Origin of the sequence: Sphingobium lactosutens DS20, assembly GCF_000445105.1 — a bacterium.
Classification (GTDB): domain Bacteria; phylum Pseudomonadota; class Alphaproteobacteria; order Sphingomonadales; family Sphingomonadaceae; genus Sphingobium; species Sphingobium lactosutens.
This window is the reverse complement of record NZ_ATDP01000089.1, coordinates 148,224-168,232: the sequence shown is the minus strand read 5'-3', so window position 1 is coordinate 168,232 and position 20,009 is coordinate 148,224. Positions and strand designations below refer to the sequence as shown.

Genomic DNA, 20,009 nt, shown 5'->3' with positions numbered 1-20,009 from the left:
TGTTGATTTCCACTGAGAAGTGACCCGGGTAGGGCGTAAATTTCCACTGAGAATTGACCCATGTTGAACTCGTCCCTGGCTTTGACAAGCGAGGGTATATGGAGTGTTGGACATGGCGTTATTGAGCGTTATCCGGCGCTGGCATTTTCGCGATCATCTACCGATCCGGGAGATAGCGCGGCGCACCGGACTATCACGCAACACGATCCGCAAATATTTGCGGTCCGAGACGATCGATCCGCGGTTCAAGGTGCCTGATCGACCAAGCAAACTGGACCCATTTGCTGAGCATCTGGCGGCCTGGCTGCGGCGCGATATGGGCCGATCGCGCAAGCAGAAGCGCACGATCAAGCAGTTTCACGCCGATTTGGTGAGCCTGGGTTATGAAGGATCCTACAACCGGGTTGCCGCTTTTGCTCGGGACTGGCGCGAAGATTATCGGCGCCAGCAACAGATTGGCGGGCGTGGGACATTCGTGCCCCTGTCGTTCGCGCCGGGGGAAGCTTTCCAGTTTGATTGGAGTGAGGACTGGGCAATCATCGCCGGGGTTCGGACCAAGCTGCAGGTCGCGCATTTCAAGCTCAGTTACAGCCGGGCATTCATCGTGCGCGCCTACCTGCTGCAAACCCATGAGATGCTGTTCGACGCCCATAATCACGCCTTCCGCGTGCTGGGCGGCGTGCCGCGCCGGGGTATCTATGACAATATGCGCACGGCCGTCGACAAGGTCGGGCGTGGCAAGGAACGCACCGTCAACGCACGCTTCCTGACGATGGTCAGCCACTATCTGTTCGAAGCTGAGTTCTGTAACCCGGCTGCGGGATGGGAAAAGGGGCAGGTCGAGAAGAATGTCCAGGATGCGCGGCACCGTCTGTGGCAACCCACGCCGCAGGTCGAAAGCCTTGATGCGCTGAACCTGTGGCTGGAGGAGCGCTGCAAGGCGTTATGGGAGGACATCCCTCACGGGATCGAACCCGGATCGGTTGCCAATGCCTGGGCCGATGAATCTGAGTGTCTGATGGTTGCGGGCAGGCCCTTCGATGGTTTTGTGGAATATCGCAAACGGGTATCGCCGACGTGCCTCATCCACTTTGAGCGCAATCGCTACAGCGTACCGGCCTCTTTCGCCAATCGCACTGTCAGCCTGCGCGTCTATCCTGATCGCTTCCAGGTCGTCGCCGAGGGGCAGCCAATCTGCGCACATCAGCGCATCATCAACCGCTCTCACGACGGTCCAGGTCATACGGTTTATGACTGGCGCCATTATCTGGCGGTCGTGCAGCGCAAGCCCGGCGCCCTGCGCAACGGTGCGCCCTTCCTTGAGCTACCCGATGCGTTCCAGCGTCTGCAGCGACATCTGTTGCGCAATCCCGGCGGCGACAGGGAAATGGTCGAAATACTGGCGCTGGTTCTTCATCATGATGAGCAACTGGTGCTGACGGCGGTCACCATGGCGCTGGAGGCTGGCGTTCCGACCAAGACCCATATCCTCAATCTGCTCTATAGGCTGGTCGACGGAAAACCGATCTCCACGCCGCCGGTGACGGCGCCCCAGGCGCTCAAGCTGGTCAGCGAACCGATGGCCAATGTCGAACGCTATGATGATCTGCGCAAGGAGAAGCGTCATGCGTCATGACCCTGCCAGCGGCGCCATCGTCGTCATGCTCCGCAGCCTCAAGATGCATGGCATGGCGCAGGCCGTCACCGATCTCATGGAACAGGGATCTCCAGCGTTCGAAGCCGCCATCCCGATCCTCTCCCAGTTACTCAAAGCCGAGACAGCAGAACGGGAGGTTCGGTCTGTGGCCTATCAGCTCAAGATCGCGCGCTTCCCTGTCTATCGCGATCTGGCCGGCTTCGACTTTACCAGTAGCGAGGTCAATGAAGCTCTGGTGCGTCAGTTGCATCGCTGCGACTTCATCGACATCGCCGACAATATCGTGCTGGTCGGCGGTCCTGGCACCGGCAAGAGCCATGTGGCAACGGCGCTGGGCATCCAGGCCATCGAACATCATCGAAAGCGCGTCCGCTTCTTCTCGACGGTCGAACTGGTCAATGCGCTCGAGCAGGAAAAAGCACAGGGCAAGGCCGGTCAGATCGCCAATCGCCTCCTGCACTCCGATCTCGTTATCCTGGATGAGCTTGGATATCTGCCGTTCAGTGCTTCAGGTGGCGCGCTGCTCTTCCACCTGCTGAGCAAACTCTACGAGCGCACCAGCGTCATCATCACCACAAACCTGAGCTTCAGCGAATGGGCCACCGTGTTCGGCGACGCCAAAATGACCACGGCGCTCCTCGATCGGCTTACCCATCACTGCCACATCCTGGAGACCGGCAACGATAGCTTCCGCTTCAAAAACAGCTCTGCCAAGCAGGCCAGAACCCAAAAGAGAAAACCACGGGTTGACCCACCCGTGACACCCGAAACATAATCCGCAGACGGGTCACTTCTCGATGGAAAACCCGGGTCACTTCTCAGTGGAAATCAACACGTTGGCCTTTCGCAGGAGTGTCTCGAGTCTGGCGAAGCCCTAGAGCGGGTTCACGATGGGCGTAATCGCGAGGGATTTTTTTGCTGATCGTGTGATTCATAGTTGTCCGTCACAACGGAGGCAGCGATGGGTGGGCGATCTGGGCAGAGTTACTCGCAGGATTTGCGTGATCGGGTGCTGGCGGCGGTGGACGGCGTGCTGCCGGTTCGCGAGGCAGCAGCGCTCTTCAAGGTCAGCGTGGCCTATGTCTACAAGGCGCGGATTCGGCGGCGGCTGACCGGCGATGCCGGGCGCTTCTGCGCCAGCAGCCAGCCAGAACCGTCGATGCTCTTGTCCAGCGCATCGGCGAACTGCTTGATCACTTCCCGCCCTGCGAATGTGCCGCCTTCTTCCAGGCCGCTGGATATCAACCGTCAATGTGAATTGCTCTAATCGATCGGGTTGAAGTCGGGGCTATATGGCGGAAGGAACAGAAGCCCGGTCCGGCAATTGCGGATGGCCTGGCCTTTGTAGCTACCCAGATTGTCCATGATGATAACGTCGCCGGCAGCCAGCATGGGTGCGAGGGGAACTGCTCGACATAGGCGAGAAAGAGCAGGCCGTTGATCGGCGCGTCGAGCGCGCAGGGCGCGGCCATGTGTGCGAGTCATGTCGGTCTTGGCCCAGGTCTCGTCGATGAAGCCGGTTCTGGTACTTGCGCTATTGCATCCGCCTGCGGGTAATGACGGGGCGATTTGGTGGATACCGAGATAGAATGGGTCCACCTATCGGAGGTCCACGATGTAATGAAAGAAGTTCAGCCGCGAGTTCAAGCCTGAGGCGGCAAGGTTGGTGCGCGGGCTTTGTGTCGCAGTCTTCGAGGCCTCTCGCGATTCGGCTGTGCACGAGAACAGGCTGCGCAAGTAGGTGAAGGAGTTCGCTAACGATATAGGGGACGCATTTGCCAGGCCTGAGCATATGAAGCCGGAACAGTTGGAGATCGATCGTCTGCGTCGCGAAGCGGCCAAGCTAAAGGTGGAGCGCGACATCTTAAAAAAACATCCCCCAACGACAATCCATGTCGGCCCGGGAAGATGACGTGATGATGGGAGCCAGGCGCCTTGCCCAAGCTTCACAGGCGGGGGGCGGTAGACGCAGGAAAGCCGCCAGCGCTGGGCGTTGGCGGTATCGTTGTGATTGATGTTGGTTGCGGGGACTGGGTTAAACCGAGGCCGACATTCGCCCCAAATGTCGGTTCCGGTGGTTGCGGGGATGCGCAGCTACCGAAGCCAACTTTTGCTGCAGGTTCTCATTTAGCGGTACGATATCCCAGCACGATCGGCCTTTCAGTCCCAATAGCCTTTTACGTGAGCACGACCGCGTATCGACGGCGGGCAGCCATCGATACGGTCACTGGTTCGAAGCCATATTTGGATGGTGTTTTGCCGTCGTGGTGTGATTGGCTGCCTTCGGCGCACTCATGTGGTCATGGTCTTGCAACCCTTGTTCTCTTATTGTTCAGTTCGGTAACGATTGCCGCATCATTCTCGCTTGGCATTGGGCGGCTGAAGAAATAGCCCTGCACTTCAATACATCCTTCCTTTTTCACCCGATCGAAGTGAGCTTGGGTTTCGACGCCTTCTGCGACAGTGGTCACGCCAAGGCTCTTTCCGAGGTCGGCGATAGCCCTGACCACAGCGGCGCAATCCGGACGCTCGACTGCGTCTTTAACGAAAGAGCCATCGATCTTGATCTTGTCGAATGGGAAGGCGCGCAGATGGGCCAGTGAGGAATATCCGGTTCCGAAATCGTCGAGCGCCACCCTCACACCCATGTCGCGAAGCCGGCGCAGATCGCCGATGGCGTCGTGTTCCTCGTTGAGCAGCGCGGTCTCGGTAACTTCGATTTCCAGTCGATCTAGAACGAGGCCGGAACTCACCAGCGCTTCCAGTACGGTTGGCGCGAGCCTACCCTTACCGACGCACCGTTGTCGAGGAACGCATAATAAGGCGTCGCCAGTTCCTCGAACCAGAGGCCGGTCGGCTTGTCGCTGACGCCCATGGTGCTGGCGGAGGTGAGGATGAACAGGATTTTGATCTGGGAAATAAGTTCGGTCATGGGGCCGCTCCTTGAATGGGTCGCGTGAGCCTGCCCGATCCAAAGCCATGACAGAAATCGTTCCTTATGCTATCAGCCATAGATATTCCTATGGCTTGTCGAGCATGAACCACCTCATCTACCTGCGCACATTTCTTGACGCCTATCGCGCTGGTTCGCTGACGCGGGCGGCGCAGCGGCTCGGCATTACCCAGCCGGCCGCCTCGGCACATATCGCGGCGCTGGAAACGATGTTGGGCAAGCCGCTGTTTGTCCGGCAAGCGCGCGGCGTCGCCCCGACGCCGGCGGCCGAGGATCTTGCGCGTTCGGTCGCAGCCCATCTCGATGGGATCGAGGCGACCATGGGCGCGGCGCAGGCGCGCTCTTACCGCCTGAGCGGCACGGTGCATATCGTCGGCCCGGTCGAATATCTGTCGCTGCGGATTGCGCCCAGGCTCGCGCCTCTGACGTCCGAAGGCTTGCGGCTGCGCATCCAGACCGGGGATCGCGCGCGCATCTATGCCGCGCTCGATGAAGGCCATGCCGATCTGGCCGTCACCGCTTCACCGCCCGAAGGCAAAGCGCATGGGTTCGCGGAATTGGGGCGCGAACGCTTGCTGCCGGTGGCGGCTCCGGGTCTCGCCGAGCGGGCGAAGGCCAGGAGCGTGACGGCCGACTTTCTATGCGGCCTGCCGTGCATCGCCTATGGCGAGACCCTGCCGTTGGTGCGCGAGTTCTTCGAGCGGATATTCGACAAAACCCCCGACATGCAGGCCGTTGCGACCGCGCCAGACTTGCGCCTTCTGCTGGAGATGGCGAAGGCCGGTGCGGGCTGGACGATGCTTCCCGACTATCTCTGCGCGGATGCGGTCACGGCGGGCCAGCTCGCCGTGCTGTCGACGCCGGGCGGGATACCGGAAAACACGCTCTATCTCGCCTGGAACAAGCCTGCACTGCGCCATCCCCGTGTCGTCTATGTGCGGGATTTCCTGCTGAGGGACACCGATCGCCGGGCCTAGCGTCAGCGAGCGTGACCGTCGCATCAGGGCATCAGCAACAGGCTTCCAGTCGTGCGGCCCGCCTCCAGATCCGATTGGGCCTGTGCGGCGTCAGCCAAGGCGTATTCACGACCAATTTCGGCCGAGACGCCCTTCTGCATCATGTCGAGCAAGGCTTCGAGCGACTGACGGTATACCGACAGGTCAGTGGCATATGCTCTCTTACATGCGCGCGCGACGTCTCGGTGATTTTGACGAATATAAATCCATCTCGGCCATAGAAGGGCCGCAAACATCGATCGCTTTTTTATTGCGAGTAATTCGCAATTTGTTAAGGCTGTGCAGCAATGTCGTCGAACGCCGTTGCCCTGTCCCGAATGCTGATCGCCGAGCGCCCTTCGCTCGTGCGCCGGCTCGCGCGGTTGCTCGGCAGCGAGCCGGCGGCTGAAGACTTGACTCAGAACCTTTATTTCAAGGTCCAACGGGTCGAGGATGATCCACCAATCCTGAACAAGCGTGCTTTCCTCCATCGGCTCGCCACCAATCTCGCAATGGACTGGCTGCGCGCGGAAAAGCGCAATTATGCCCTATTCGATGTGATCGCCCCCGTGCCGGACGTGGCATGCGAAGCGCCGCTGGCGGATCGCCAGATGCTTGATCGCGAACAGCTTGAGCGGCTGCTGGCGGGCGTCGAGGAGCTAACGCCGCGCTGTCGCCAAGTGTTTTTAATGCGCAAGTTCGAGGAATTGCCGGTGAATGAGATCTCGCGACGCCTCGGCATCACCCGGAGCATGGTCGCGCGCCACATGGACAATGCGCTCCGGCATCTGTTGGCGCGGATTCAAGAAACCGACGAATGATCGATATTTCACGGTGGTCACGTCTACATGGGCCATTTCCAAACGTCATAGTCTATGAATGGCTCGTGCTGTCACGCTTGGCTGTGTGACAGGGGAGGCAAGACTTGGCAGCGGATCAACCCATATCGAAGGAACTCAGAGACGCGGCCTCGCGCTGGGTGACGGCGCGTGACGCCGGCACTATGACGGACGCCGATGAGGACGAGCTGGCGGAATGGCTCGCGGCCGACCCCCGTCACGCCAGCGCTTTCGCCCAGGTAGAATCTTATTGGCGGGCTATGAGCGGCAGGCAGGTCAAGTCTGCGCTGCGCGACCGTTATGGCATCGCAGCCTCACGTCCGAAACCACGGCCAAGGCGCTCACTACGTTGGATGGGGCCGGCGTTGGCGGCGAGCCTCGCCCTCATCGTGATCGGTGCTGCGGATGATTGGCCGACCCGGCTGCGCGCCGATGCCATGACTGCGACTGGCGAGCGGCGCACCATTCCACTTAGCGACGGATCGGTCGTCCAGCTCAATACCGACAGCGCGATCGCGATCGACTACAGCGGCAACCGCCGTGTCATTCGCTTGCTCAAGGGCGAAGCCGCTTTCACAGTCGCGCCCGATCGGGGCCGCCCCTTTACGGTCGAGGCGGGCGGCGGATCGACGACGGCTTTGGGCACGCGCTTCATCGTCCGCCGCGAAGGCGACGAAACGCAAGTGACGGTGACAGAGCATCGTGTTCGCGTCGCTTGGCCCGCGCCACCGGAAGGCAGCCGCGTCGTTCCCGAGGGCGAAGCGACACGCTACGGTCCAAGCGGTATCGAGCCGGCGCATGGCGTCGATGCCATCGCAATCGCGGCCTGGACGCACGGCACGCTGGTATTCGTTGATCGGCCGCTCGGCGAGGTCGTGGCCGAGTTGAACCGCTATCACCCCGGCTATATGCGGGTGCTGGGCTCGGACCTTCGGGCGCGTCGGGTAAGCGGTGGCTTCAGTACCGATGATCCGGTGAGCGCGGTGGATACTCTCCAGCGCACCCTTGGCATCCGCTCGACGCGGCTCACCGATCGGCTGATCTTCCTCCACGGCTGATGCCAGAAAAAAAGTGCGTGCCAACGTCTACATCGGACAGCCCCCGAGCGTCTGAGATTTGAGGATCGTTCTCAATAGCGAGAGTCGGTCCCCTCATTTCATATTGGGGGATAAGGAACGTTGCGGATTTTCAATGGCACGGCAGCCAATGGGCTGCGAGGGGTGATAGCGTCGAGCCTGTTGGCAACGACCGCGCTCGGGGTGAGCGTGACACTTGTGACGCCAGCGATGGCGCAGGAGACACGAAGCTATGACATCCCGGCAGGGCCTCTCCCGGCCGTTCTCAGCCGCTTCATCGAAGCGAGCGGTGTGGCCGTGGTCTATGATGCCCCGCTGGCGCAGAACGCGATCAGCGCCGGCCTTAAGGGCAGCTATGGACCGGCGGAAGCTCTGTCACGCGTTCTCGCGGGCAGCGGTCTGACCTATCGCCAGACTGGGCCCGGCGCGTTTACGCTGGAACCCGCGCCAACTGCGGCAGCCGGCACGATACAACTAGGAGCAGTACGCGTCGCGGGAGACGATCAGGGTGGCAACGCCATCGCAACTCCGAAGACGGATGTAGCCGCTACCGACCGTTCGCGCAGCTATGCAGCGCGGGCTGCAACCGTCGCCGGCAAGAGCGCGCAATCGCTGCTCGACATTCCGCAATCAGTGAGCGTTATCACGCGACAGCGGATGGACGATCAGAATATTGTCTCACTAGAAGATGCGCTTCGCCAGACCACCGGCGTAACCGCCGTGACTTACGGTGATGGCACGGCCTATTTTCAAATTCGGGGATATCCGGCCGAAGTGCAGTTCGACGGGCTGCCCGCAAACAGCGCCATCCAGTATCTGCGCCAGTTCGACCTTTCCATCTACGATCGCGTCGAAGTATTGCGCGGGCCTTCTGGCTTACTCCAGGGCTCCGGCGAACCGGCGGGCACCGTGAACCTCGTTCGCAAGCGCCCCCATGATAGGTTCGGATGGGCAGCCAGCCTAATGGGTGGCAGCTGGAACAACTTTCATGGCGATTTCGACGTGACCGGCCCACTCAACGCCGCAGGCACGATCCGGGGCCGGGCTGTTGTCAGCGGGCAGGATCGCGACTTTTTCACCGACGAAGCGCATGAGCGCCACGGACTGGCCTACGGCATCCTTGAATTTGATCTCGACCCGGCGACCATCTTCACTTTATCGGGCACGATCCAGGATCAAAAGCAGGCTCCATTCGATTACGGTCCCGGCGCCTATGTTAACGGAACGGCAGTCGAGCGCGATCGATCGACCTTCTTCGGTGTCGACTGGGCCCAAAGCTACACCAGGACCCGCGAAGCCTACGCGTCTCTGGATCACCATTTCGCAAATGGCTGGGCCGCCAAGATCAGCGCTAACTATCGCTATCAAGGTGGAAACAGTGGTTATGGTTATGTCGGCGGCCTAGTCAACCTGAACAACAGCGCCGCTTATACGCTACAGAGCCAGAGCGGCTCGCGAGAGTGGTTCGGTGCTGACGCCAATGTCAGCGGCCCAATCGATCTGTTCGGCCGAACGCACGAATTATTGATCGGCGCCAACTATGCCTGGACCGACAACCTTAGCCGCTCCGGATCGTTCGGGACGACGGTCGCGAATATATTCGACATCGCCGTGCCTGAGCGAGCCATCCCATTTACCTACGCGTCGGATGCTCGGACCGAACAATATGGCGCCTACGGCCAAGCAAGAATAAGTCTCGCCGATCCTCTGACGCTCGTGCTAGGCGGCCGGTTGACGACCTATCGCAGCAAGACCCGCACGGGCGTTGCACAGACCGGTCCGTATACGAATGGCGCGGAGGCCACAGGGCATTTCACGCCGTCCGCAGGGGTCATTTGGAAGGTGACGCCTGCCATCAGCCTCTACGGCAGCTATTCCAGCATCTTCGTGCCCCAGAATAGTCTGCGCTTCAGTGGTAGCATGATCGATCCTCGGGAAGGCGATCAATTCGAGGTTGGCGCCAAGGGCGCTCTGTTCGATGGCGCCCTCAATCTCTCGGGCGCGCTCTTCCGCCTGACCGACAACAATCGAGCTTATCTCGATCCAGATCACCCCGGGACACCGGCTTATTACATTGCAGCCGGAAAGGTGCGCAGCCAGGGTATCGAGTTGGAGGCCAGTGGCGAACCCTTGCCGGGATGGAGCCTGTTTGTCGGATACACGTATCTCGAAAGCAAGACGCTGAAGGCAGTAACCGGACAAGGCAATATATTCGACACGGAGGAGCCCAAGAACAGCTTCAAGTTCTGGAACACCTACCGAATTGGCAATGTCGACAGGCCGGGATTCCAGATTGGTGGCGGCCTGCGCGCCCAGAGCAAGACATCGCGTGGCGGTCCGGTCCAGAGCTCATATGCTGTCGCAGATGTGCAGATCGGCTACCGGCTTGATCAGCAATTGTCGGCTACGCTTAGCGTCACCAACCTCTTCGACAAGACGTATTTCGCACGGGCGCCTGCCCGCTTTTACAGCATATACGGCGAGCCACGGGCATTTACCCTCACTCTCCGCAAGGGCTTCTGATTATGTCAGGCAGGTCTTTGCGGCGGTGGCGATGGATTCACGAGTGGAGTAGCCTCGCTTGTACGCTGTTTCTCCTGATCCTCTGCTGCACTGGCCTGCCACTAATCTTCAGTGACGAGATCGAGGGGAGCGGGAGTGCGATGGTTGCCCCGGTAACCGCCTCGCTTGACGCAATCGTTCGTCGAAGCGGAGTGGAGCCGTCCTTCGTTCGTGCCTCCGAAGACGAGGGGGTGGTTTATCTCGGTCGCATGGGCGGGGGCAGGCCGCTTCTGTTCGACGGGCAGAGCGGCCTCCCAAAGGATGCTGGCCAGTCCAAACCGCCGGGCATAACCGGCCTTCTTCTCGCCCTACATGGTGAATTGTTCGCGGGACTGCCGGGACAATTGTTCATTGCCGGTGTAGGACTAACGGCTCTGCTGTCGGTCATCTCCGGCATCATGGTCTACGCGCCGTTCGCAGGCAGCAGGCCATTTGGCGACATTCGAGGGGGACGCAGCCGCCGTCTTGCATGGCTCGATCGACACAATGTCATGGGAATTTCATCAGCTGCTTGGCTCTCGGTCGTAACCGCAACGGGATGCATGAACGCAATCGAACGTCCGCTGTTCAACGCGTGGCGAAATGAGATCAGCCAGACGCTTCCCTCTGTCGAAGCGAAGGCCTTGACGATCGGTCCGGATCAAGCGTTGGCGTCGGCGCGGCGGGTCGCGCCGGATATGCGGTTCGAAACGGTGATCTTCCCCGGGAGGGCGCCTGGCATTCCAGGCTATTATCTGGTGTGGGGGAGCGGCACCACGACGCTCACGAAGCGTCTGACGGCGCCCGTCGCCGTCAACGCACTGACCGGGCAGCAAAACGGGATAGGTGTGTTGCTGATGCCTTGGTATCTGCGCCTCCTCGATATGTCGCGGCCACTGCATTTCGGGGACTATGGCGGGATGCCGCTCAAAGTCCTGTGGGCGCTGCTCGACGTGATAGCCATCGCCGTTTTGGGTAGCGGCGTCTATCTCTGGTTCGGCAAGCGCAAACGCGCAGGTTGTAACGCGCCGCGCGAACTTTACTCGGCTCCCCAATCCGTCGATCTACTGAAAGCTACCGAATGAAACGGCGCACCTCTATTTTTTATCAGCAATGGAGCTGGCCGATCAGTCTCGCATTGCTGACAGTGTTCGGTCTGCTTTTTGCTTTGGTCGGTGATGATGGTATCTTGTGGTGGCTATCCTGGGCGGCGCTCGCCGCTCCACTGCTGGTAATAGTCAATCATATTCGCCGCGTTCGTCCAGGGAGGCACCATGCTCGCGCTCGTTCGTCCTGAACCACAGGAGGATGCGATGGCAGACGACTACGAGCCTGATACCGCGCCCATCGTCCTGTCGCTCCCCGCCGAACGGTATGGTTACGCTCCGTCCTCTGGCCGGCGTGTACTCGGCTTCTTGGGCACAAGCGTCATCTATGCGCTGGTAGGGGCGGCCCTATTCCTGTTGTTCGAGTCCCCCCCGCCAATACCCAAGCCTAGCGCGTCGCTGGTTGTGACGCTGCTCCCCCTCGCCTCCCCTCCCGAGACGCCTCCGAAACCGAAAGAAGCACCCAAGCCGGTCGAGAAGCAGGAAAAGGAGCCGACCCCGTCAAAAGTCGATTCGATCATCCGGCCGATCCCGCTGATACCCACTGTCCAGACAGCACAGCTCCAGCCCGTCGCGACACCCGCACCAGCGCCATCGCAGCCCGTGACAGCGGCGCCTAAAACCGCGCCGGCACCCCCAGCGCCGCAGGCGGCCAGTAATGCCCCCGACACTTGGGAAGGGCGTGTGCTGGCACGATTGGAAAAGTTCCGACGATATCCAGGTTCTGCGCGTAGCGCGCGCCAGCAGGGCGTCGTCTATATCCGCTTCCGCCTCGGCCGCGATGGCCATGTTTTATCATCGGCGTTGGTGCGCAGCTCGGGCTATACGGTGCTCGATCAGGCTGCGCTCGAGACGCTACGGCGCGCCGGTCCGATGCCCAAAATCCCTGCCGATCGGCCCGACGAAGTCGAACTGTCGGTCCCGATCGAGTTCTACATGAAATGACGGTCCATTCGGTGCCACTGCGCCGGCGACCGAACGCCACGTAATGGCGATACTTGCTGTGGTCGCCGGTCACGATCCCGCGGCTTGGTCAAATTTCGGGCATGCACCGAATTTTTAGCCTTGAAGTCGACTAATGAGACCTGTGCGCGGGTGGGCGTAGAGCTTTGAAATTCGCGCAGATATTCGATGAGTTATCGATCCGGCCTGCGCTTGGCGGTCGAATGCGATATCATGCTGGAACGGAGAGAATATTCATCGTGCGCTTGAGGTTGTAGGCAATGGCGGTGAGGTGGATTTGGACGGCGGCTTTGGCGAGACCTCGCCATCGCATTCGGCGCAGGCCGTAGCATCGCTTCCATGTATCGAAGATCTTCTCGATGCGGGCGCGCACGCGCACAGGTCTCATAATACCTAGGACAAGCTACTGGCCGGAGCACCGATCCGTACCAACGTGGCAAACCGCCTCATTGAGCGCTTCGGAAGAAGCGCAGAAATCAACTGAAGGAGCACAAACAGTGGCAGTCATTTCCGGTGATGACATCTTTTCGCATGTGTTTATCGGCGCAGCCGACGCCGATCTCCCGGCGAAGTCCTACGATGCCACCCTTGGCGCGCTGGGCATTCAAAATCTTGGCCCATTCGGCCCCAGCTGGATTCTCTACGGAAAAAACAAGCCTGCGTTCATAATCGCACGACCAGGCAATGGCGAAGTGCCCTGGAGCAACGGTGTCACCATCGGCTTCGCCGCAGACGGCCCGGCAGACGGCGACGCCTTTCACGCCGCCAGCCTTGCCGTTGGTGGTGCGGACGAAGGGGCACCCGGACCAAGCAACCACCTTCCCGGAGCCTATGCCGCTTATCTGCGCGACCCGGCTGGCAACAAGATCTGCAGCTACACTTTCACCGGCGACGACTGATGTGGTGATCTGCGGTTTGCTCGCAGCAAGCGTGACAAGGCAAGGGCGTTGGTGGACTGGTGTCACGCATACACCATTTTGCGAATCAAGCGCAACAACAGCACTGGAACTGGCGAGTGCTGAACTTCGCCGTTCCTGGCGAGCGTCGCACTTCGTTACAAAGTCCGAGCAGGTCGCCATAGCGCCTTGCGTGGCAAAGTTGGCGAAGCGCCAAGATCGCGAGGAAGTACCCTCCGGCTTACAGTGACCTCTGGGATCAGGAGCGAGGCAGCTCTGAGACTGGTCTGGAAATATGCTATTCCTGAACATCGATCTTTTGCGGTGAGACGAATATGTTTGCGCCGAAGCGGCTTCGGAGATGGTCGACAACCGAGGCCGTGTAACGGCGTTGCCGCCAGGCCGTGGGACTGTGATAGACGCCCACGGCTTTCCAATAATCGCCTGTCGCCCGTAAAGCCGACAGGAATACCCAGCGAGCCGCTTCTGCGTTGAAGCAGGCGTCAAACTTTAACCAATGGCGGACTTGGGCTGCAGGCTTCCCGACTTGCGCTGCAAGTCGCGTGATCCACCAACTATTCACCTGCATAGGTCCGAGATCATGACTTCCGTTCGTGTTTTCGACCTCCGCGCCGATCCAACCTCCTTCTTGGTCGCGCAGTCCCCAAAGGGTTTTTTCCAGCCAAGGTCGCCCCAGCGACGCATGGTGGATGCATGCTGCAATGACGCGCTCATCCTGCGCACTTCGCGATTTCGCCGAAGCGGGTTGCGGTAATAGCGCCGCTAAAAGCATGGCCGGCCACAAGAGTTTGGATATGGCCCACATCATATCTGTCTCCTGTTCGGGTATTTTGGGGAGCGTAACAGCTGCGGGGCCGTCAGATCTGGCATGGGGCCGCCGGTCACAAGAGACAGGAGCGTGCGGCCGGAGACGATAGCAACCCGGTCGCTGCCGGCCGTCATCACGCGGCTTTGCGGGCCTGTGCGGCCGGTATGGATGAACAGGCCTCGTCGCCCTTTCGCACGGCACAGTGCTTCGAAGGCTGCGACATGCTCCGGACGGATAGCGTCAGCATAGCGTTTGGCCTGGATCAGCCAGATCTCGCCCTCGATCATGACCTGCCCATCAATTCCGCCATCACCAGTGTAGCGGCGGCCTCGAACAACCCCATGCCCGCGTCGCTCGAAACATTCGAGCAGTAGTTCCTCGAATGCCAGGGGATCCATGGCCCGTAGGCGCGCATAGAGAAGCTGGGGTGGCTGCAGACGATCTTTCCCACTGAGTTGAAGCGCCATGGTCCTCGCCTGTCGACGGCGCCAGCGATGGCGTATCGGCACGCGGGCGCGGTGGAGCAACAGAACCAGCAGGGCGACGACAATAGCGGAAAGGGCAAGCAGCATGGCGGTGACCTTATCGTTCGGGCCCATGGGCAGGTTCGGAATGAGGCTGTGGTGATCGCGGTTGCTCTGCCACCGGGGCCGGCGCCTCGATGTGAGGGGCATCGCGCTGCGCACGCGCATGATCGAGGATGCCGCCCAGAAACCGGTCAAGTACCTGCGCGATACTTCGGGCGCCTTCGGCGAGATGTTCGGCTGTCCCTCGCGGCGGCGCATCCCGACGGTTGAGGTAACCTTCGAGCGCACGATCGCGACGCTGCGTGCGCATCTGTTCCTGTTCGGTCTTGAGTGTTGCGAGGCGTCCTTCATGGCGCGCACCGAGGGCAACGACCTGATTTTGCTTCATACGCCCCAGCCCTTCGGCGGAAGAGGTCTTCTCCCCGGACTGGCGTTCCAGCTTGGCGATCAATTCCTTGACGTCATTGGTCCATAGCCGCACGCCGTACATCGCGCGGGTAATGGCGGTGTAGAAATTCTGGGCATTGACCAGCGGCGACTCAACGGGTGCCAGAACGAAAACGCGCGGATAGGTCTTCGACTGGGAGGAATAGACGGTCTCGGCATAGCCATGATCCCAGGTTCGGTGTTCAGACAGATTGACTTGCTGGACACGCCCGCCGCGATCCCAGCGGATTGTGGCCATGTCTCCGTCCAGCTTCTCCACCGTGCCGCGCTCGGCGTTGCGCAGATCGAGATCGCGATTGACGAGACGCCATTGGATGCGGTCGCCTTGTGCCAGTTCCCGTTCTTCGGGATTGAACACATTGATATGCCGCGCCTTGGTGGTCTGCGGATCCCATTTGATGGTGCGTCCCTGCTCATCGACAAGACGGACGACCTGGCGGCCGTTGCCGTCCCGTCCCAGTCCGACCACACGATAGTCCGCGCTGCGCGCTACACCCAGGCTGGCAATGTCGCGGTCGAACCGTACAACCTGCCCTGCTCCGTAGAAGCGGGCCATATGCTTCTCGATGTCGGTAAGGCCGGCAGGGGCGAGGATGGAGAGCCGGCTATCCTCGGCAGCGAGCGCGCTTTCATTTCTCAGCGCCTCGCGGATCTTGCTGTTGACGATCAGCCGCGTCGCGTTGTCGAGAACCAGAATGTTCGTTCCGGTCCGTGTTTCCGCCTTGAGGCGGACCCATGCGTTAACGACCTGGGTGGCCATCTCTTCGTTGTCGCCGGCCGTGTTGACGCTGTCGAGTTTGCCGAGGGCAACCGCGAAATTGCCTGCGCGGGCCGCCGTCACGGCCGATTTGATGGTCCTGGTTTCCTGTCGCACCGCCTCCGTCAGTTCGACGGTCGGGAGACCGAGGCGACGCATCAGCCAGAAGGGTTTGCCCTGCTCGATGGCGCCGGTCTGTTTCTCGTCCCCCAGCAGCAACAGCCGCGCGCCTGTCGCCCTGCTGATCTCCAGCAAGCGCCGAGCCTGACGGTTACCCAATTGGCCCGCCTCGTCGAGCACGAGGACATGACTGTCGGTGATCCCCTGCCCGCCACGGGCAACGAAACTCGCAACGGTATGGGAAGCGATGTTCGCCTTGGTCCCCAGTTCCGCCGCCGCTGAGGATGTGGGCGCTAGTGCGATCAGCGTCGTGCCGGGTTCGGCCGCCTCGCCGAGAATCTTCACCAGTGTCGATTTGCCGGAACCCGCGACGCCGTGGATACCAGTGATCCGGTCACGCGTCAGCGCCGTTTCGACAAGCGCGCGTTGCTGTTCCTGATTCAATATGGTGTCCTTGAGGGCACGCAGAACACGGTCGCTCGATGCGATGGGCCGGGCATCGCCAAGGCCAAGGGCGATATGCTGGGTCAGGGCCAGTTCAAGCCGCCAGGACTTGCGGCTGGTCCGCCCGCGCGTCAGAATCTTGTCGCCAGTTTGCTCGTGCGTCGGCAGCAGTTTGCGGATCGCTTCGTGGTTTTCGATCCGCGGCCGCACATCCTCCAGCCGAACCTCTCCGACATGGGCGGCAAGACCGGTGCGCAAGATATCGCCCAGGTTGTTGACCGCTTCGGTGGTTTCCAGTTGCCGCAGCCCGAAGAGCGCTGCGCGGGACGCTTCCCTGTCCGTGGGAGACAGGTGCTCTCCTTCGCGCTCCCTGCCGGCGGCAACGATCTTCTCCAGCACGTCGAGCAATGCGCCGGTACGCTGGTGCCACTGTGCGAAGAGTTCGTCATGACCGATCTTCACCTTGGCCTTGCGCGTCGCATAGAAGGAGGCGCGCTGCGCCTTCTGGCCGACCAGGCCATGCTCGCGTGCATGCTCCTCGATCTCCTCGGCGCGCTGTGAGAATTTTTCGATCAGGGATTGGGGAACGCCGCGTATCTCGAACAGGCCGGTGCGCGGATCAAAATCGATCTGGTGCCCCGCTTCGCGCAAGGCGAAGGCCAGCGCATTGCGGTAGATCTGTCCGGCAACGCGCTGCTCGCCATACATGACCCTGCTTTCCAGGCTCGCCATCGGATCGCCATCCTGGCGGTTGGTCATGTTGAGGACGACGACATGGGTGTGGAGATGCGGGTCGAGTTCGCGGCTGCCATGTTCGGTGAACCGGGCTACGAGGATGCGCCCGGTCGTTTCATGGACGATCTTGCCCTCCTCACGGCGGCGCAGTTGCGCCTGTTCCTCCAGATAGCCGATCGCTGCCGTCACCGCCTGTTCATGAGCTGCCAGCACACGCTCATCGCCGGCGACCAGTGCCATGATAGAAACGGACTTGGGCGCATTGACCGCGAAGTCCCAGCCTGGATGATGCTGGATTGTTCCGTCGGCGCGGTAACGGCCTAGTTGTTGGTCGCCGACCTTGCCGGCCAGGAGCTCGCGGAACATTTTGGGATCGACCGGCCCGGAGAGACCGAGATCGGCGGCGAGTTTTCCGCCCCATTCGGAAGGCTCATCGCCGCCCTTGGTGTAATAGTCCCCGACCGTATAGTAGCGGGCGATATTGGCAGGCTTGCCGTACAGACGCTGAGGCTGGATCATGCCGGCTTAGCTGGTTCACGTGGCCCATCATCGCGGCCATGCTGGACAAGATCGGAGCGGATTTCCCCCTGCTTGCCAGCGAGGATAGTCCAGGCCTCGCGGGGCGGGACGGGCAAGTCGTCGCCTTCCCTGGCATGCAGGATATCTTCCACGAGCTTCGGATCGACCTTCGCCTGTGGCGGATTGAAGAGGTCGGGTTGCCGTGGTGACGTACGGGGAGCCTTCGACGACGGCGCCGACTTCTCCGGCACGTCTGCAGCCGCTTGCGGATGTGTCGGAGGTGGCGGATTCTGTGCGCTTTCTCGCTCGATGGCTTGCCTCACCCGGGCTTCGGCATGGGCGATACGAACCAGATCTTTGGCCTTGTCGACTAGCACCGGTGGATCGATGCGTTCGAGAAAGGCCGGTCCCAGCGACGGAACAGCGTTGAAAGCGCTGTCGAAACGCACCACCGGAAGATTGCGGCCAAAGCGAAGGAAGCCGACAAGATTGGGAAGGTTGGTGACCTCGGTCGGCATGACCAGCGGCCGGGTCACCTGCATGCGTGACAGGTTGACGCCGTCCCGCATGTCGTTGACGCCATAGGACATGCCCTCGTTCGCCTCGACCTGTTCGACCTGGCCGAGATTTTCCGAGACATGTTTTGCTGTCGCTGTGTCATTGGCTCGCAGCGCGACCCAGGTCGAGCAATAGCCGGTGATGGCGGCAGCATCCTGGATGCCATAGGTCGCTTCGAGTTGCGGATAGGACTGGAAGCCCAATATGCCGCACCCGCCATATTTACGGGCACGGGCAAGGAAGTCCGAGAGCGATGGCAGCTTCTGCAGCGTCGGCAATTCATCGATCACGCAATAGAGGCGGCGGTCGCGATCGGGGGTCAGGCTCATGATCGCGCTGATCGCGATATCGAGCCAGACGGTGATGAGCGGGCGCAGCGAGGGAAGCTGATCGGCTTTCACAGTGATGAAGAGCCAGCTTCCCTCTTCGCCCTTCTCGACCCAATCGCGGATCGAGAAGCCGTCGTCAGTATCGTCAAGATAGCCGAAACTGCGCATCACCGAGGCGAGTTCGGCCTGAATGCCTGCGGATGTGCGCTCGCCCTCGGTGCTGATGAAGGCGGCGGCATCGGTACCGCTGACAAAGGCTGCAAGGTCCTTGAGCTTCGAGCGGAGCAGCCTGTCGAGCAGGACGGAGACATAGGTGTGCTTCTGGCGGGCGAGCTTGCGCATCACCGCGACCAGCGTGCCTCTAGCTGCCTTCGCCCAGAAGGGATCGCCATGCTTGTCGGGAATGGTGGATTCGGCGATCTGGTCATAATGATAGTCGCGTGGCACATCGACCCAGGGCGACCAGCGCGCCGTCCGCTGATCGAGCGGGTTGAGGAGCATATCGGTGCCCTGCCGGTAGAATTTCTCGACGAAGGTGCCCGCGGTGTCATAGACGATGGCGCGCCGGCCTGATTTGCGGATGCCCTCGAGCATGCCGATGATGAGGTTGGTCTTTCCCGTGCCAGGCGCCCCGCACAGGAGAATATGTTCCGGTTCATAGGCTTCCGGCACGGGCACTTTGCCGATCTGCAGCGGCCCTTTGGTCTGGCGCCAGAGTGCACGCTTAACCTGCCGGATCGTGCCGAAGCGCGCCCCGCGCAGATATTCATTGGAGCCAAGGCCCCTGCCCGTTCGGGTGAAATAGAACCAGGCCCAGGCGAGCATGACGAGGCTGAACAGTCCCGAGATCAGCGCTCCGTGGAGCAGATAGACCTCGAACGCGTGCAAGGTCTTTTTGGCCAGGCTGGATGCAACGAGCCAGTCCGCCGAAGTCCAGTAGGCCTGGCCTTCGGGCGTGCGGAACTGAACGGGATCGTTGGTACCGGCTGCCGCGTCGACCTTGATCATGGCCTCGGCGAGCTTCAAGAGGACGAAACGTTCATACTCTGTCGACTTCTCGAACGCGTACCAGAGGGTGCCGATGATCCAGATTATGAAGCCGGCCAACAGGGTCTGGTAGAAGACCTGCGTCGTCATTCGGACGTTATGGACGATCGCCTGTCCGCCGCGTGTCCATGAGCCCAGCGTGTCGTTGCGGAAAATGCTCATGGGTGATCCCCCTCACCTAGGAGACCGCGTTCCAGGAGTATCGATCGCGCCTGCGTCATGCCTTGTTCGAGGGCCTTTGGCGACTGCTGGCCCACGGAAGTTGCCAGGATCGAGAGAATCTGGATGGCGGTAGCGAGGATTTCGTCCTGAGAGGAGAAGACGTAGCGCTTGCGCTCATCGACGGCCTGCTCGAGCACTTGGCGGATGAAGACCGACAAGGGGAGGTTCGCGCCGCGAGCGCGACGCATCAGTGCGGTGTGCAACGCCTCATCGAGACGAAAATTAAGCTTGGGCAAGCGAAGCGTCTCCTAATTCGGAGACCTTCCCAAGTGTCATGAAGCGCAGCCACCATACCGGAACGGCGATTGCAGAGCAAGCGGTGTTGATTCTCCCAATTCCTGGCCGGGCGATTATATGAACTGGGGGTGCCCCCTCGCTTCTCCGAGACGCAACCATCGTGAGGTGGAAGATGCTTTTTCAGGATAAATTGTTCTTGTTGGGGTGCCAGA

Annotated in this window: 19 protein-coding genes and 2 pseudogenes; 11 read left to right on the top strand and 10 right to left on the bottom strand. The window is 60.8% G+C overall.

Translation table 11 applies throughout. The features are described from left to right. The first annotated feature begins 112 nt into the window (after positions 1-112). From istA to RLDS_RS55970, 3 genes are all read left to right on the top strand, one after another. Positions 113-1,636 (top strand): IS21 family transposase, encoded by a 1,524-nt coding sequence (gene istA / locus RLDS_RS40770; protein ID WP_009823850.1) that lies wholly within the window; start codon positions 113-115, stop codon positions 1,634-1,636. Next, positions 1,626-2,432 carry an IS21-like element helper ATPase IstB gene (istB, locus tag RLDS_RS40765; protein ID WP_009821099.1) on the top strand — a complete coding sequence of 269 codons (807 nt, stop codon included), beginning with the start codon at positions 1,626-1,628 and terminating at the stop codon, positions 2,430-2,432. Before istA ends, istB begins: the two co-directional genes overlap by 11 nt. Before the next feature lie 234 nt (positions 2,433-2,666). Next, the gene (locus RLDS_RS55970; RefSeq protein ID WP_021226191.1) at positions 2,667-2,924 is read left to right on the top strand and encodes a hypothetical protein; all 258 of its coding nucleotides are present in this window, start codon (positions 2,667-2,669) and stop codon (positions 2,922-2,924) included. Here RLDS_RS55970 and RLDS_RS56995 read toward each other — a convergent pair. Beyond that, a pseudogene (locus tag RLDS_RS56995) lies at positions 2,924-3,184 on the bottom strand (transposase); the annotation flags it as partial. The gene RLDS_RS55970 and the pseudogene RLDS_RS56995 overlap by 1 nt on opposite strands. Positions 3,185-3,320: 136 nt before the next feature. Here RLDS_RS56995 and RLDS_RS56990 point away from each other — a divergent pair. Further along, positions 3,321-3,530: pseudogene (locus RLDS_RS56990) on the top strand (transposase); the annotation flags it as partial. Between the two features lie 427 nt (positions 3,531-3,957). Here RLDS_RS56990 and RLDS_RS40755 read toward each other — a convergent pair. Beyond that, entirely contained in the window at positions 3,958-4,410 is a 453-nt protein-coding gene (locus tag RLDS_RS40755; protein WP_021226189.1) for an EAL domain-containing protein, read from the bottom strand. Further along, positions 4,407-4,589: a hypothetical protein gene (locus tag RLDS_RS56690; protein ID WP_021226188.1), complete on the bottom strand. Its 183-nt coding sequence runs from the start codon at positions 4,587-4,589 to the stop codon at positions 4,407-4,409. The genes RLDS_RS40755 and RLDS_RS56690 overlap by 4 nt, the downstream gene beginning before the upstream one ends. A 104-nt stretch (positions 4,590-4,693) precedes the next feature. Between RLDS_RS56690 and RLDS_RS40745 the strand changes: the two genes are divergently transcribed. Continuing rightward, a complete protein-coding gene (locus RLDS_RS40745; protein WP_031298193.1) occupies positions 4,694-5,587 on the top strand; it encodes a LysR family transcriptional regulator in 894 nt (297 codons plus the stop codon). Positions 5,588-5,610: 23 nt separating this feature from the next. On the opposite strand, the gene RLDS_RS56290 is transcribed toward RLDS_RS40745, so the two are convergent. Further along, a complete protein-coding gene (locus RLDS_RS56290) occupies positions 5,611-5,862 on the bottom strand; it encodes a zinc-binding dehydrogenase (RefSeq protein WP_021226186.1) in 252 nt (83 codons plus the stop codon). An 81-nt stretch (positions 5,863-5,943) separates the two neighbouring features. Between RLDS_RS56290 and RLDS_RS40735 the strand changes: the two genes are divergently transcribed. The 5 genes from RLDS_RS40735 to RLDS_RS40720 all read left to right on the top strand — a co-directional run bounded on the left by RLDS_RS40735 (position 5,944) and on the right by RLDS_RS40720 (position 12,112). Further along, the gene (locus RLDS_RS40735) at positions 5,944-6,426 is read left to right on the top strand and encodes an RNA polymerase sigma factor (RefSeq protein WP_236616855.1); all 483 of its coding nucleotides are present in this window, start codon (positions 5,944-5,946) and stop codon (positions 6,424-6,426) included. A 104-nt stretch (positions 6,427-6,530) separates the two neighbouring features. Continuing rightward, positions 6,531-7,502 (top strand): FecR family protein, encoded by a 972-nt coding sequence (locus RLDS_RS40730; RefSeq protein ID WP_040603789.1) that lies wholly within the window; start codon positions 6,531-6,533, stop codon positions 7,500-7,502. Positions 7,503-7,622: 120 nt separating this feature from the next. Further along, entirely contained in the window at positions 7,623-10,043 is a 2,421-nt protein-coding gene (locus RLDS_RS40725) for a TonB-dependent siderophore receptor (protein WP_021226183.1), read from the top strand. Positions 10,044-10,045: 2 nt separating this feature from the next. Further along, positions 10,046-11,146, top strand: a complete 1,101-nt coding sequence (locus RLDS_RS55325) for a PepSY-associated TM helix domain-containing protein (protein ID WP_084514799.1) — start codon at positions 10,046-10,048, stop codon at positions 11,144-11,146. Positions 11,147-11,374: 228 nt separating this feature from the next. Then, positions 11,375-12,112 carry an energy transducer TonB gene (locus tag RLDS_RS40720; RefSeq protein WP_021226181.1) on the top strand — a complete coding sequence of 246 codons (738 nt, stop codon included), beginning with the start codon at positions 11,375-11,377 and terminating at the stop codon, positions 12,110-12,112. A 229-nt stretch (positions 12,113-12,341) separates the two neighbouring features. On the opposite strand, the gene RLDS_RS55315 is transcribed toward RLDS_RS40720, so the two are convergent. Continuing rightward, entirely contained in the window at positions 12,342-12,503 is a 162-nt protein-coding gene (locus RLDS_RS55315) for a transposase (RefSeq protein WP_201767486.1), read from the bottom strand. 124 nt (positions 12,504-12,627) lie between these two features. Here RLDS_RS55315 and RLDS_RS40715 point away from each other — a divergent pair, with 124 nt between their 5' ends. Then, on the top strand, positions 12,628-13,029 hold the full coding sequence (locus tag RLDS_RS40715; protein WP_021226179.1) for a VOC family protein: 402 nt from the start codon (positions 12,628-12,630) through the stop codon (positions 13,027-13,029). Positions 13,030-13,324: 295 nt separating this feature from the next. On the opposite strand, the gene RLDS_RS40710 is transcribed toward RLDS_RS40715, so the two are convergent. Genes RLDS_RS40710 through RLDS_RS40695 form a run of 5 tightly spaced genes read right to left on the bottom strand, consistent with a single transcriptional unit; the run spans position 13,325 to position 19,796 of the window. Then, complete coding sequence (locus tag RLDS_RS40710) at positions 13,325-13,855, bottom strand: lytic transglycosylase domain-containing protein (protein ID WP_021226178.1); 531 nt, start codon at positions 13,853-13,855, stop codon at positions 13,325-13,327. After that, positions 13,852-14,427 carry a restriction endonuclease gene (locus RLDS_RS0128225; RefSeq protein ID WP_021226177.1) on the bottom strand — a complete coding sequence of 192 codons (576 nt, stop codon included), beginning with the start codon at positions 14,425-14,427 and terminating at the stop codon, positions 13,852-13,854. The genes RLDS_RS40710 and RLDS_RS0128225 overlap by 4 nt, the downstream gene beginning before the upstream one ends. A 10-nt stretch (positions 14,428-14,437) precedes the next feature. Beyond that, complete coding sequence (mobF, locus tag RLDS_RS40705; protein WP_021226176.1) at positions 14,438-17,404, bottom strand: MobF family relaxase; 2,967 nt, start codon at positions 17,402-17,404, stop codon at positions 14,438-14,440. Continuing rightward, positions 17,401-19,500 carry a type IV secretion system DNA-binding domain-containing protein gene (locus tag RLDS_RS40700; RefSeq protein WP_021226175.1) on the bottom strand — a complete coding sequence of 700 codons (2,100 nt, stop codon included), beginning with the start codon at positions 19,498-19,500 and terminating at the stop codon, positions 17,401-17,403. The genes mobF and RLDS_RS40700 overlap by 4 nt, the downstream gene beginning before the upstream one ends. Then, entirely contained in the window at positions 19,497-19,796 is a 300-nt protein-coding gene (locus tag RLDS_RS40695) for a hypothetical protein (RefSeq protein ID WP_021226174.1), read from the bottom strand. Before RLDS_RS40695 ends, RLDS_RS40700 begins: the two co-directional genes overlap by 4 nt. Positions 19,797-20,009: the final 213 nt, after the last annotated feature.